Raw genomic sequence first — 13,315 nt, 5'->3', positions numbered from 1 at the left:
TGCTTAGCCCCTATTAATAATACAATATGATTTACTGGAGTTGAAAATGACAAAACCTGTCATCGGTTTCATCGGCCTTGGTCTTATGGGCGGCAACATGGTTGAAAACCTGCAAAAGCGCGGTTACCAACTAAATGTAATGGACTTAAATAAAGAGGCTGTTGCAACGTGTGTTGCTCGTGGTGCTAAAGAAGCAAGCTCAGCAAAAGAACTAGCAGCATCTAGTGACATTGTAATGCTTTGTTTAACCACTTCTGCAGTAGTTGAAAAACTTATCTACGCTGACGACGGCATTTTAGCTGGTATTAAAGAAGGCGCGGTATTAGTAGATTTTGGCACTTCTATCCCAGCCTCTACCCGTAAGATTGGTGAAGACCTAGCCGCTAAAGGCGCAGGCATGATTGACGCACCATTAGGTCGTACTCCTGCTCACGCTAAAGATGGTTTGCTAAACATTATGGCAGCTGGCGATATCGATACTTTTAACAAAGTTAAACCGGTATTAGACGAGCAAGGTGAAAATGTATTCCACCTAGGTGCTCTTGGCGCTGGTCACACTACTAAGTTAGTAAATAACTTTATGGGTATGACTACCGTTGTTGCTATGTCGCAAGCTTTCGCTGTGGCCGATCGCGCTGGTGTAAACCGCCAACAATTATTCGACATTATGTCAGCAGGTCCTTCTAACTCACCATTCATGCAGTTTTGTAAAAACTACGCTGTAGATGGTGTTAGTGACTTAGGTTTCTCTATTGCTAACGCAAACAAAGACCTTGGCTACTTCTTAGAAATGGTAAAAGACTTAGGTACTGAGTCTAAAATCGCTGAAGGTTCTTCAGCTAACTTAGCCGCTGCACTAGATGCAGGCCTAGGCAACGGCAATGTACCAGAGATTTTCGATTACTTTCTTAAACTAGAAAAGTAACTCGAGCTATTAATAACAAGGGTGTAACAGCTAAGCTGTTACACCCTTGTTTGTTTTAAAGCCAGCATTTCTCCAAGCTAGCATCAACAGAATACTGGCAAACAACCCTGCCGATAGCGGCTCACTAACTCTGGTAGCTTCTGCCACAATCAGCACCGGATTAATGTCTATCCAATAGTAATCTTCATCGCCTTGCACCAAGGGGCTGTTAAAAATACGCTCAACCTCATCAGGTGTAATCAGGGTTTGATTGTTCAACGATGGGTTCATCAAAAACGCACCATTCATATGAGGCAAACCTAAATTATGACCGAGTTCATGTGCTAATAGCTCTCCACCAAAAGATCCTGCAGCATAGGAAGACTCAACCACAAAATCGTTACCAAAGTACTCACCACAACCAACAATCCCCGTAAGCACAAAGCTGCCACAGGCGCTAATAGTGTCGATGAAATAGAAGTTAACTACATTGGCTGGGCCAACGTGCTGATTAAATAACTGGGTAACTTCTGCGCTAGTGGTTATATCAAGCAGTTCAGGAAACACCAACTCGCTGGCCGTACCAATACGAATATCGATGATATTTTGGCCAAAGCTAGCTTGCGAATATATTTCATCCATTGCCGCTTCGTTGGTTGTTATAAAGGCCGCCTGAACCATTGATGAAACAAATAGCAATAAGGCGAATACTGAGCTTTTTGTGGACAGGGTCATAACACATTCCTTAGCGTGGTAAGCCTAATGAAAACCTTGAATAACATATTATTAACAATAGCATCCACAACTGAATAAACTAATTTTTGTAGCAAGAATAACCTACCCAGAGTAACTCTTGAGCCATATTTCAGTTATTTATCTAGATCCTGAATTATTTAAGATATTGCATCAAATCAAAGCCAAATTTAGATAAGTCTGCTACCCTATGCCCTGTATCAATTCACCACTATAAGCTCTTGAGATGTTACATTTACCCTCTCCAGTTTTAGCCGTTTTGCGAGCAATAATTGGCTTTTTTACTCGCGGAAAATTTGTCCCAGACAATCCCATCACTGAGTTCAATTTAGATTTAACTCAGCCGATTATTTATGTGATCCCTAGTCATTCATTGGCCGATGTATTAACTCTACAGCTAGCCTGTAAAGAACTTGGCTTACCCGATCCCTTTGAACCGGTAATGTTTGCTGGCGAAGCGCATAAACGGGTAGCTTTTTTAGTTGATGGCAAAGGCGAAACCCTAGAGCAAACCATTGAGCAGTTTACCTCCGCCTTGGCCATTCACCGTAGTGACGAAAGCCACAACGCGCAGTTGGTGCCAGTTAAGTTGTTTTGGGACCGTTACCCGGGGCGCGAGAGTGTAGACGACTTAATGGGCGGCAAGCCAGAACGCCCTGCAGGGGTGTTAAAGAAAACCTGGCAGGTTATTTTTAAAGGCCGTGAAAACTTAGTCCGTTTTAGTCCACCGGTTTCGCTTAAAGACATGGCACAACGCCAAGGCTCCGACAAACGTATTGGCCACAAACTGGCACGTGTTGCCCGAATTCACTTTAGCCGCATGCAAATGATCGCAACCGGCCCCAAGTTACCAAACCGTCGCCACATGTTTGAGCAGCTACTGGCTTCGGCAACCATTCGTGAAGCGATTAATGAAGAAGCAAAAGCCAAGAACATCGACAAGGCTGCCGCTCGCCAAGCCGCCTTAAAATATTTAGAAGAAATTGCTGCCGACTTCTCGTATCGTAACTTACGCATGGCCGACGCGGTACTCAGTTGGGTTTGGAACAAAATCTATTCCGGCATTGAAGTAAACCACGCAGAAAAAGTGCGTAAGCTGGCCCAAGAAGGTCATGAAATAGTTTACGCACCTTGTCATCGTAGCCACATGGACTACCTACTGCTGTCTTATGTTTTATACCACCAAGGCATGGTGCCGCCGCACATTGCAGCTGGAGTAAACCTAAACTTCTGGCCTGCCGGTCCGTTCTTTCGCCGCTCTGGTGCGTTTTTTATTCGCCGCAGTTTCAAAGGTAACAAACTCTACTCCACCGTATTCAGAGAGTACTTAGGGCAACTATTCAGCCGCGGTTATTCGGTAGAATACTTTACCGAGGGCGGTCGCAGCCGCACTGGGCGTTTATTGCCACCTAAAACCGGCATGTTAGCCATGACCGTTCAAGCCATGCTAAAAGGATTGGAGCGCCCGGTAACGATTGTCCCCGTGTACTTTGGTTACGAGCACGTAATGGAAGTAGGCACTTACTACAAAGAGCTAAAAGGCAAATCTAAAGATAAAGAATCGTTATTTTCCCTGTTTGGCATGCTGCGTAAATTGCGCAACTTTGGCCACGGCTATGTAAACTTTGGTGAGCCGATTAACGTAAACCAAAGCTTAAACAAACTAGCGCCGGAGTGGCGAGAACATCCAGAAGAAGGTTTAAAACCCAACTGGTTGGTGCCTGCGGTTAACGATATTTCCAACCAATTAATGGTGAATATTAACAGCGCCGCTGCGGTAAATGGTTTGTGTTTAAGCGCCACTATTTTATTAGCTGCCGAGAACCGAGCCCTGCCGCGCAAGCAACTGGTTAAGCAGATAAGTTTATACACATCTTTAATCGAAAATGTGCCTTATAGTGACCACGTAACACTACCGGAAGTGGATGCAGAAACGCTGTTGGATCAGGCTATTAGTCTCGATAAGTTTGAAATTCGCAGCGACTATCTAGGCGAAATTATTGGTCTAGATGAAAAACAGCAGGTACTGCTTAATTTCTATCGCAATAACATTATCCATTTGCTGATTATTCCAGCCTTTATTGCCACCGCGTTATTGCAACATCGTAGCCTGTGCCGCAGTCAATTAGTCGCCTTACTTGAGCAGCTTTATCCTTTACTAAAAGGTGAATTGTTCCTGCGTTATCAAGTAAGTGACATGAGCGATCTGGCTGACCGCTACTTAGAAGAATTTGCCGCACTAAAACTAATTAGTGATCAAGGCGATTGCTTTAACATTGACAGCCAACGTCGTGGACGTTTGTTGCTGCTAGCTCAAGTGGCTCAAGAAAGCTTGCACCGCTACGCCATTGTTGCGGCATTGCTAGCCAAGCGCCCTCACCTAGAGCGTGCAGAGTTAGAACAGCAAGCATTGGCCGGCGCACAACGTTTAGCGCAGTTACACAATATCGACGCGCCGGAATATTACGACAAACGCATAACCACCAACTTGCTCTCACTAATCCGCGAGCAGGGTTTAAGTGACAGTCAATCGGCAGAGGGTTTGTTCAAACAACTCTCGCCATTGCTGGCCGATGGGGTGTATCAATCGATCAGTGAATTGTTAGACTTAGAAGCTTAAGCCGCACTAATAGCCAGCCATGCATAATGGCTGGCTATGCCTATAAACACCGCCAAACCTACATAGTTGTTGTTTAAAAAAGCTTGGAAACACGCTTCTCGCTCACGATACCTAATCAATTTTTGCTGATAGACAAACAATACCGCTGCAGCGAGCAAACCAAGATCAAAGATAAAACCTAATTGCTTCACATGACCTAAAAGCGCCAAGCACAGCAAACTGGCAGCCTGCAACAGCGCCACAATGAGTTTATCGAAACGGCCAAACAAGATGGCGGTAGACTTAATGCCCACTTTTAAGTCGTCATCACGATCAACCATTGCATACTTGGTATCGTAGGCCACTGTCCAACACACATTAGCCACTAATAGCAACCACGCCTCGGCAGGCACAGCGTTGGTTTGCGCCGCGTAAGCCATGGGAATACACCAACTAAAAGCCAAGCCAAGAAACAACTGCGGTAAATGGGTATAGCGTTTCATAAACGGATAAATTGCCGCCAATACAAGGGCTGCAAAAGATAGCAAAATAGTAAGGGTGTTTTGACTTAGTACCAACAGAAACGACAACACCACCAAGCCAAAAAATAGGGTGAGCGCTTCACGCTCGCTGACCACTCCAGTGGCCAACGGACGCTGAGCAGTGCGTTTCACATGGGCATCCACTTTACGATCGGCAAAATCATTGATCACACAGCCAGCCGAGCGCATGAAAAACACCCCTAATACAAACACCAACAAAACAGAAAAATCAGGTAATCCTTCGGCGGCTAACCAAAGTGCCCACAAAGCCGGCCACAGCAACAATAAAGTGCCAATGGGTTTGTCCGCCCGCATTAACTGCCAATAGGGTTTTGCGTTAGCTAGCTGCAACACCACTTTCTCCTTGATAGGCAATACAAGATGGCAAAAAAATCTCAGAAACCAACAATGGTGCCGAGGCTAATAAGAAACGTGAACGTCGCCCCCACAAAGGCTGCGGGTCTTTAACATGCTGATAAATTGCCGAGCTTTGGTCAATTTGAGCTAACTCTAAAGTTTGTCGTTGGCCTTTATCAGTAAATAGTAACTCACCTAGTGGTTTATTAGCGAGTCGGCTCACCTCGGCGGCATCCCCTTCTAAGGAGCTTTTAGGTATCACGCTACGCGCAAATACCCACGGCTCGCCATCACAGCATAGCAGTACTTCACGCACCCAATAGGGTCCTGAGCAGGCCAATGTCTTAAGCTCATGATTGGCTATCTCGGCGTAACCCTCAAACAACACTTGAATAGAGAATTGCTGGCAATGTTGGCGTAAGCGCGCGGTTAACGAACCTGGGTACTCCAGCCAGTCACGCAACTGTAGTGCTGTCATGCTTACTTGTTGTGGCAATTGCCACTTACCATCGGCCCCGCAAGGCTGCTGTTGATTTGGTTTCACGCGATCACATTGCAAAGAATTAGACTGGCATTATCCAGTAAACAGCGGTTTAAAGTAAACTCTACTTTGTACGAATGCTTCGCTGATTTGCCTTACATTTATCAGTAAAATTTGTGGGGTTAAGCTAAGTTATAAAGCCCCTTTACCAGGGCAGGTGTTATTTCGCGATGAGATATTGTTTGAGAGAAAATCGTATTAAGCGCGGCAAGGTCTGCACAGCCTAGCAGGCTAGGTAAACATTAGAGCCGCTGCCTTGTATAAATAAGCCATAAATTACTGCAAAATCAGCTCGAAAGGCCAACAGCCCTTAACAAGTCTTGTATTATTTTCCATCACCAGCTTGACCTAGTGCCCGCTAACAGAAACAATAAAGCTAGGACTACCAAGGAAATACACCGTCGCATGAAATTTGTTCACAGCTTGCTGTTATGTTGCAGCTTATTCTTCTCCTCGCTGGCCCACAGCCAAGAAGCAGGAAACTCTAGTTATGCATATTTTGGCTTCGAACCCGATATCATTACTAACTACATTAGCACCGGTAAGAAGCTTGGTTATGTGCGTATTACTGCCGAAGTAATGGTCGAGAACCAAAGTGCTTTAAGCAGCATTGAGCACCACGCACCACTCATTCGCGACGCAATTATCGAGATACTGGGTCATCAACGTGAAGAAGACATTAAGTCTTTAAAAGGCCGCGAAGAAATTCGCATTTTATGCCAAGAAGCGGTTAACGATTTATTAGTACAAGAAACCGGTAAAAAACTAGTGAGCAAATTGCTGTTCACTAAGTACTTATACCAATAAAGCTAGTTGATAGATTAAACCCGAAAAGCCCATCGTCGATGGGCTTTTTGCTTATTAACAACTTTAGTACAAGAAACCGGTAAAAAACTAGTGAGCAAATTGCTGTTCACTAAGTACTTATACCAATAAAGCTAGTTGATAGATTAAACCCGAAAAGCCCATCGTCGATGGGCTTTTTGCTTATTAACAACTGATGTTAATTGGGCTGCTGCTTGTCGAAAAATCTATCTAACAGCGCCTGAGCACAGCCAACCAACAAACCAAATAAGTGGGCCAAGTTAGCAGTAGAAGGCCCCACCACATCCATAAAACCAATGACCAGCCATACCAACATAAAGCCAACAATAGCCGGGCTAAGCTGCAAACCAGCCTGCGGGCGCAACCAACCAGTAAACCAACAGTATCCCAGTAAGGCGTAAACTACCCCCGACAAACCGCCAAAGTAGGGGCCAGTTGCCAGCAGCTGCGCCACGTTAGGTATCACCGCAGCTACAAGGGTAATCAGCAATAATTTAGAGCTACCCAACTGGCGTTCAATTTCGCCCCCCAACTGCCACCACCACAAGCCGTTAAAGACAATATGGATCACCGAGAAGTGCAGAAAGATAGGTGTTATCACTCGCCAAAACTGATCAGAGGCTAACATACTCAACTGTGGCGTAATGGTAAGGTTGAGCATCAAATAACGCTCAAAACCAATGTTCATAAACAAATAAACCACGGCGGAAATCAGCAAAACCGCCAAAGTAACCGGGCCAGCATGTGCAAAAAAAGCACTTTTAACTAGGCCCTTTCCACCATAAGAGAATTTAGCTTTACGGCTATCGGCCACAGTCCAAGAAGCTGCTAGGTATTTTTCATCATTAGGGTTTTCAATAAACTGCTTGAGTTCATATTCAGCTTTATCTAGATGTTGCTCATCAATTAAGAAAACCGCCACACCTTGATCAGCGGGTGCCAATTGGCACTCAATCTTAAGCACCGCCATATAATCGACAAAAGCTTGGGCTACCCGAGGATTACCCATCACGATTAATTGCTTCACTCAGCATCACCTGATTCAAAAGGAGCAACTTGGCGCCAGGCTTCAAAGCCACCTTGCAGGCTATATACTTCTTCAAAGCCTTGGTGAATCAAATACTGTGCAGCACCTTGGCTAGAAATACCGTGGTAACACATTACGATAAGTGGCGTATCAAACTCGGTTTCCGAAATAAGCTGATTTAGGCTGCCATCGCTTAAGTGAAAGGCATTAACAGGATGAGCTTGAGAAAAAGACTGCGGGTCACGCATATCTAGCAATACCGCGCCTTCTGAAGCGAGCTTTTGCTGAGCGCCATTTACATCAATTTGTTCAAACTGTTCCATCATCTTTTTCACCGCTGCAATTTTTGTTTCACTTTAACTGGTTTAAGGACAAAGAAAAAGCCACAAACCATAAGGAGATTACTAGGGTCTGTTGATCTTTGGTGTTGGAATTTTGTTTAAGATAAGCGGGCTTTAATCGCGGCGAGCACTTAGAAGCCTAGTGGGCTAAGCAAGAAGTGCTTAACAAAGAGTAAAGTTCGCTTATCCGAACCCTTCAGGCAGCATTTCTTAGCCATTTATTCAGCGTTAGCGAGTGATTATTAAGACCACTTAACTGCACACTCACTGCCTTGCCTAAATGGCTAATAAATTGCTGCAAAATCCATCAGCAAAGATCAACAGACCCTAGCTGTAAGCATAAAAAAAGCAAGCCGAAGCTTGCTTAAATTAGCTCTGGAAAAGGATTTAGGCGCCAAGATAGGCTTTACGTACATCCTCGTTCACCAGCAAGTTATCACCTGTGTCTTCAAGAACAATCCTGCCATTTTCCAGTACATAACCGCGGTCGGCTAAGCGTAACGCTTGGTTAGCATTCTGTTCTACTAAAAACACCGTCATTCCACGTTGGCGCAACTGCTCCACAATATCAAAAATCTGCTGAATGATAATTGGCGCCAAACCAAGCGAAGGCTCATCTAATAGCAGCAACCGAGGGTTGCTCATTAAGGCGCGGCCAATGGCTAACATTTGTTGCTCACCACCAGACATAGTACCCGCACGCTGACTCACCCGTTCTAACAAACGCGGGAACAAGCTATACACCTCTTCAATGCGCTCGGCGGTTTCTTGCTTAGTCGCAAAAAACGCGCCCATGTGCAGGTTTTCTTCAACGGTTAAACGCGAGAAAATCCGGCGGCCCTCTGGTACCACAGCAATGTCGCCACGCATGATGTCGTGGGTTTGACTATTGGTAATGTCTTTACCGTCAAACAAAACTTGGCCACTGCTGGCTCGCGGGTCGCCACACAAAGTCATTAGCAAAGTGGTTTTACCGGCACCATTGGCACCAATTAAACTCACAATCTCGCCTTGGTTCACTTTTACACTTACATCGTGCAGAGCTTGAATTGGGCCGTAGTGGGTTGAAACATTTTTTAACTCTAACATTGTTATTTTCTACCTCAGCCTAAAACTCGCCCAAGTAGGCTTTAATCACCTCGGGGTTATTGCGAATTTCTTCTGGCGTACCATTGGCTAAAGGACAGCCTTGGTTAACCACGTAAATACGATCTGATATGCCCATCACCAACTTCATATCGTGCTCAATCAGCAATACCGATACATTTTCCTTGTCACGCAAGTCCATAATCAAGCGATCTAGATCGTCGGTTTCCTTAGGGTTTAAACCAGCGGCAGGCTCATCAAGCATCAAAATTTCTGGACGTGTTACCATGCAACGGGCAATCTCTAAGCGGCGCTGCTGACCATAAGCCAAATTACCGGCTTTGCGATTAGCAAACTCTTTTAGATCAACCTTATCAAGCCAATATTCAGCAAAGGCCAAGGCATCCGCCTCACTCTTTTTAAAGCTTGGCGTTTTTAGTAAACCCGCTAAGAAGTTGGTATTTAGGTGGCGGTGCTGCGCTACCAATAGGTTTTCGACCACGCTCATATCTTTAAACAAACGAACATGTTGGAAGGTACGAACAACGCCTTTACGGGCAATTTGATGACCAGCTAAACCTTGAAGTGCTTCGCCACGGTAAAGAATTTGCCCAGCAGTAGGTTTATAAAAGCCAGTTAAGCAGTTAAATACTGTGGTTTTACCCGCCCCATTTGGGCCAATTACCGACACCACTTCTTTCTCGTTTAGCTTAAGGGCAACATTATTTACCGCCAACAAGCCACCAAAACGCATGGTAAGGCCATTTACATCTAATAAAGCACTCATGCCTTGGCCTCCTCTTTTAACTCAATATGAGGACGAGACATTGGCAATAAGCCTTGTGGTCGCCAAACCATCATAAATACCATCATCAAACCAAACATTAACATGCGATATTCATTAAATTCGCGCGCCATCTCTGGCAATACCGTCATAATAATTGCCGCCAGAACAACACCAATTTGCGAGCCCATACCACCGAGCACCACAATCGCCAAAATAATTGCCGATTCAATAAAGGTGAAAGATTCGGGGCTAATAAAGCCCTGACGTGCAGCAAAAAAGCTACCAGCAAAACCGGCAAAGGCAGCACCAATAGTAAAGGCACTCAACTTAACTACAGTAGGGTTTAAGCCTAATGAGCGACAGGCAATTTCGTCCTCACGTAGTGCTTCCCATGCACGGCCAATTGGCATTCTTAATAAACGGTTAATCACAATTACCGTTAGCACCACCAACAACAAGGCCATGAGATACAAGAAAATCACTTTGTATTGTGAGTTGTAGCTAATGCCAAAAAAGTTGTGGAAGGTATCAAACCCTTCGCCTTTCAACCGGCGGTTAAACTCCAAACCAAACAAGGTAGGTTTAGGAATACCACTGATCCCGTTTGGGCCACCGGTAAGGTGAGTTAAGTTATTCAGCAATAGGCGAATAATTTCACCAAAACCTAGCGTTACAATAGCTAAGTAATCACCCCGTAAGCGCAATACTGGGAACCCCAATAAAAAGCCAAACAAGGCCGCCATAGCGCCTGCAATAGGCAAACAAAACCAAAAACCAAAGCCGTCGGCACTTAGCAGCGCATAAGTGTATGCACCTACTGCATAAAAGCCTACATAACCTAAATCCAGTAAACCGGCTAAGCCAACCACTACATTTAGGCCCAAGCCAAGCATCACATAAATAAGCGTGAGCGTCGCCAAATCCACCGAGCCACGGCTTACCATAAAGGGCCAAATAATTGCGCCAGCTAAGGCAAAAGACACCAGCAAGCGATAAGCCTTTGGGTTTTGCTCAGGACTAGGCAGTTTAAAGTTAAAACCCTTGCTTGGGGTTTTTCCGACTTTCTTCTTAAATAACAGCGGATGAAGTAACTGGCTAACAAATACTGCCGCCATGCCAATGAATAACCATTTCAAATGACCTTCATCTGCCAAAGCCAAGTTTAAGCCACTGCTGCTTGGCTCCATACGAATGCCCAATAGCCAGCCAGCCAACAGCATAAAAGTGATGGTAGAAATTAATGCACCAGAGAGATTGAGCTTACTCATACTTTCTCAACCTCCGGCTTACCTAACAAACCTGTAGGCATAAATAACAATACAAAACACAACAGACCAAACGACACTACGTCTTTGTATTCAGTACTAAAGTAGCCTGCGGTAATTGCCTCGGTAATGCCTAATAACAAACCACCTACCACTGCGCCAGGAATAGAACCAATGCCGCCCAATACCGCTGCAGTAAAGGCTTTTAAGCCTGCCATAAAGCCAATGTAAGGATTGATCACACCGTAATAAATACCCAATAGCACACCCGCTACTGCCGCCAATGCAGCACCAATCACAAAAGTGAGAGAGATAACTTTATTGGTATCGATACCCAACAGATTTGCCATGCCGATATCTTCAGAACAAGCGCGACAGGCACGTCCCATACGCGAGTGAGTAATGAAGGTGGTTAGTGCAATCATGGTGACAAAGGTCACTACAAAAATAACTAACTGCATGTAGGAAATAGTTAGGTTAAAGCCGTCTTCTGGACCAAATGTCCAACCACCAGTAATTAAACTGGGCATGGCAATGTCTCGACTGCCCTGCGACAGTCGCACCAAGTTCTGCAAGAAGATAGACATACCAATGGCCGAAATGAGCGCAATTAGGCGATTACCGCCGCGCACTGGCCGATAGGCGATCTTTTCAATGGTCCAGCCATAGGCGCTGGTAATAATGATGCTTATTGCAAACGCACCAAATAACAAAATAGGTAAGGAGTCTAGGCCCATTAAGGCCAATGCAGCTAACACGATAAACGCGACGTAACTACCGATCATATACACTTCACCATGAGCGAAGTTAATCATGCCGATAATGCCGTACACCATGGTGTAACCAATGGCGATAAGTGCGTAGGTGCTACCAATGGTTAAACCATTAACTAGCTGCTGAAAGAAATAGAAAAATTGCTCAGACATAACTGCCCCAATCTAGTGGCCAACGCCACCTATACCGGCAAGTAAGCGTATTCAGTGTTGCGGCCCAAACCGCTGATAACCTTGTTATCCAGCTGACTTATCTTGTCTGGTATATTTAGTGTCTTAAAAACAGAAACACCGACTAACTTATCGTTAGCCGGTGTGGTATTACGCGCTTACTTAGCTGCTGAAGAAGAACCGTCAGCGTGCCAAGTGAATACACCAAAGTCGAAGCCTTTAAGGTCGCCTTTAGCGTCCCACTGTAGTGGGCCCATAACCGTTTCAACGGTGTTACCACGTAGGAATTCGGCTACAGCTTCTGGATCATCACCCGCAGCATTTACGCCAGCAACAATACTTTGCATGGCAGCAAAGGCTGTCCATACGAATGGGCCAGTAGGATCGTCGCCATTCTTAACTAGAGCATCTACCACTGGTTTGTTGGCAGGATCTAGGTCGTATTTCTTAGGAAGCGTAACCAATAAACCTTCTGAAGCCGCACCAGCAATCGCAGAAATGTCTTTGTTACCCACACCTTCCGGCCCCATAAAGGTGGCTTTTAAGCCTTTTTCTGAAGATTGACGAAGAATCAAACCTAGCTCTGGGTGGTAACCTCCGTAGTAAACAAAATCTACGTTCTCTTTCTTCAACTTAGCAATTAGTGCTGAGAAGTCTTTATCACCGGCTGTTACACCTTCAAAAGCCACTACTTTAGTGCCAGCAGCTTCTAGCTCATTTTTCACAGAAGTAGCAATACCTTCACCGTATTGTTGCTTATCGTGAATCACGGCTACACGCTCGGGTTTAACCGCATTGATAATATAACGTGCGGCAGTTGGACCTTGGTCGCTGTCTAGACCAATGGTGCGGAAAATAAGTTGGTAATCACGGGTAGTGATGTCTGGGTTAGTTGAAGCAGGCGTAATCATCAATACACCTTCATCTTCATAAACGTCTGACGCTGGCTGAGTTGCACCTGAACAAAGGTGACCAATTACGTATTTAACGCCGTCGTTAATGATTTTGTTGGCTACGGCCACGGCTTGCTTTGGCTCACAAGCATCATCGTAAACAACTGCTTCAATTTGTTTGCCAGATAATGCGCCAGCTTGGTTAAGCAATTCTACTGCTATGCCGCCACCAGCAAATTGCATGTCACCGTATTGCGCAACCGGACCCGTTACTGGACCAGCAATTGCTACTTTAATTGTGTCAGCTGCTTGTGCAAAAGTAGCAGCGCCAAATAGAGCTAGCGATACCGCTACCCCTGAAGCTGATTTTGTCCATTTAGTCATTGATAACTCCATGTTAGCTTTTTGTTATATTGAGTGTGTTTGCAGAAGTGCCGCATTAAACCATAAT

13 protein-coding genes are annotated in these 13,315 nt (G+C 45.0%); 3 read left to right on the top strand and 10 right to left on the bottom strand.

Annotated features, from left to right (window positions below; all coding sequences use genetic code 11):
* Nucleotides 1-46: 46 nt before the first annotated feature.
* On the top strand, nt 47-925 hold the full coding sequence (locus OV592_RS01890) for an NAD(P)-dependent oxidoreductase (RefSeq protein ID WP_406610215.1): 879 nt from the start codon (nt 47-49) through the stop codon (nt 923-925).
* 30 nt (nt 926-955) lie between these two features.
* On the opposite strand, the gene OV592_RS01885 is transcribed toward OV592_RS01890, so the two are convergent.
* Entirely contained in the window at nt 956-1,639 is a 684-nt protein-coding gene (locus OV592_RS01885; protein WP_406610214.1) for a hypothetical protein, read from the bottom strand.
* Nucleotides 1,640-1,883: 244 nt separating this feature from the next.
* On the opposite strand from OV592_RS01885, the gene plsB reads away from it, so the two are divergent.
* Nucleotides 1,884-4,277 (top strand): glycerol-3-phosphate 1-O-acyltransferase PlsB, encoded by a 2,394-nt coding sequence (gene plsB, locus OV592_RS01880; protein ID WP_406610213.1) that lies wholly within the window; start codon nt 1,884-1,886, stop codon nt 4,275-4,277.
* On the opposite strand, the gene ubiA is transcribed toward plsB, so the two are convergent.
* Both ubiA and OV592_RS01870 read right to left on the bottom strand, forming a co-directional pair.
* Nucleotides 4,274-5,149, bottom strand: coding sequence for a 4-hydroxybenzoate octaprenyltransferase (gene ubiA, locus OV592_RS01875; RefSeq protein ID WP_338626410.1), 876 nt, complete (start codon nt 5,147-5,149; stop codon nt 4,274-4,276). The two genes, plsB and ubiA, sit on opposite strands and share 4 nt — an antisense overlap.
* A complete protein-coding gene (locus OV592_RS01870; RefSeq protein ID WP_406610212.1) occupies nt 5,136-5,699 on the bottom strand; it encodes a chorismate--pyruvate lyase family protein in 564 nt (187 codons plus the stop codon). Before OV592_RS01870 ends, ubiA begins: the two co-directional genes overlap by 14 nt.
* 402 nt (nt 5,700-6,101) lie before the next feature.
* Between OV592_RS01870 and OV592_RS01865 the strand changes: the two genes are divergently transcribed.
* A complete protein-coding gene (locus tag OV592_RS01865; protein WP_406610211.1) occupies nt 6,102-6,503 on the top strand; it encodes a flagellar basal body-associated protein FliL in 402 nt (133 codons plus the stop codon).
* A 196-nt stretch (nt 6,504-6,699) separates the two neighbouring features.
* Here the strand turns inward: OV592_RS01865 and glpG are convergent, their stop codons facing one another.
* From glpG to OV592_RS01830, 7 genes are all read right to left on the bottom strand, one after another.
* Entirely contained in the window at nt 6,700-7,548 is an 849-nt protein-coding gene (gene glpG / locus OV592_RS01860; protein ID WP_406610210.1) for a rhomboid family intramembrane serine protease GlpG, read from the bottom strand.
* The gene (gene glpE / locus OV592_RS01855) at nt 7,545-7,871 is read right to left on the bottom strand and encodes a thiosulfate sulfurtransferase GlpE (RefSeq protein ID WP_040306647.1); all 327 of its coding nucleotides are present in this window, start codon (nt 7,869-7,871) and stop codon (nt 7,545-7,547) included. The genes glpG and glpE overlap by 4 nt, the downstream gene beginning before the upstream one ends.
* Nucleotides 7,872-8,276: 405 nt before the next feature.
* A complete protein-coding gene (locus OV592_RS01850) occupies nt 8,277-8,978 on the bottom strand; it encodes an ATP-binding cassette domain-containing protein (RefSeq protein ID WP_016399754.1) in 702 nt (233 codons plus the stop codon).
* A gap of 19 nt (nt 8,979-8,997) precedes the next feature.
* Nucleotides 8,998-9,762: a high-affinity branched-chain amino acid ABC transporter ATP-binding protein LivG gene (gene livG / locus OV592_RS01845; protein ID WP_406610209.1), complete on the bottom strand. Its 765-nt coding sequence runs from the start codon at nt 9,760-9,762 to the stop codon at nt 8,998-9,000.
* On the bottom strand, nt 9,759-11,030 hold the full coding sequence (locus tag OV592_RS01840; RefSeq protein ID WP_406610208.1) for a high-affinity branched-chain amino acid ABC transporter permease LivM: 1,272 nt from the start codon (nt 11,028-11,030) through the stop codon (nt 9,759-9,761). Before OV592_RS01840 ends, livG begins: the two co-directional genes overlap by 4 nt.
* Nucleotides 11,027-11,953 carry a high-affinity branched-chain amino acid ABC transporter permease LivH gene (gene livH / locus OV592_RS01835; protein WP_016399757.1) on the bottom strand — a complete coding sequence of 309 codons (927 nt, stop codon included), beginning with the start codon at nt 11,951-11,953 and terminating at the stop codon, nt 11,027-11,029. The genes OV592_RS01840 and livH overlap by 4 nt, the downstream gene beginning before the upstream one ends.
* Before the next feature lie 176 nt (nt 11,954-12,129).
* Nucleotides 12,130-13,248: a branched-chain amino acid ABC transporter substrate-binding protein gene (locus tag OV592_RS01830; RefSeq protein WP_152783596.1), complete on the bottom strand. Its 1,119-nt coding sequence runs from the start codon at nt 13,246-13,248 to the stop codon at nt 12,130-12,132.
* Between the last annotated feature and the right edge of the window lie 67 nt (nt 13,249-13,315).

Source organism: Agarivorans sp. JK6, assembly GCF_045277145.1.
GTDB classification, from domain to species: domain Bacteria; phylum Pseudomonadota; class Gammaproteobacteria; order Enterobacterales; family Celerinatantimonadaceae; genus Agarivorans; species Agarivorans albus.
Note: the sequence above shows the minus strand (reverse complement) of the source record. Positions and strands in the feature narration are given on the sequence as shown.

What these genes read in the sequence shown, in the direction of transcription:
- OV592_RS01890 (WP_406610215.1), top strand. Translation starts at nt 47, where the DNA reads ATGACAAAACCTGTCATCGGTTTCATCGGCCTTGGTCTTATGGGCGGC.
- OV592_RS01885 (WP_406610214.1), bottom strand. Translation starts at nt 1,639, where the DNA reads ATGACCCTGTCCACAAAAAGCTCAGTATTCGCCTTATTGCTATTTGTT.
- plsB (WP_406610213.1), top strand. Translation starts at nt 1,884, where the DNA reads ATGTTACATTTACCCTCTCCAGTTTTAGCCGTTTTGCGAGCAATAATT.
- OV592_RS01865 (WP_406610211.1), top strand. Translation starts at nt 6,102, where the DNA reads ATGAAATTTGTTCACAGCTTGCTGTTATGTTGCAGCTTATTCTTCTCC.
- glpE (WP_040306647.1), bottom strand. Translation starts at nt 7,871, where the DNA reads ATGGAACAGTTTGAACAAATTGATGTAAATGGCGCTCAGCAAAAGCTC.
- OV592_RS01850 (WP_016399754.1), bottom strand. Translation starts at nt 8,978, where the DNA reads ATGTTAGAGTTAAAAAATGTTTCAACCCACTACGGCCCAATTCAAGCT.
- livG (WP_406610209.1), bottom strand. Translation starts at nt 9,762, where the DNA reads ATGAGTGCTTTATTAGATGTAAATGGCCTTACCATGCGTTTTGGTGGC.
- OV592_RS01840 (WP_406610208.1), bottom strand. Translation starts at nt 11,030, where the DNA reads ATGAGTAAGCTCAATCTCTCTGGTGCATTAATTTCTACCATCACTTTT.
- livH (WP_016399757.1), bottom strand. Translation starts at nt 11,953, where the DNA reads ATGTCTGAGCAATTTTTCTATTTCTTTCAGCAGCTAGTTAATGGTTTA.
- OV592_RS01830 (WP_152783596.1), bottom strand. Translation starts at nt 13,248, where the DNA reads ATGACTAAATGGACAAAATCAGCTTCAGGGGTAGCGGTATCGCTAGCT.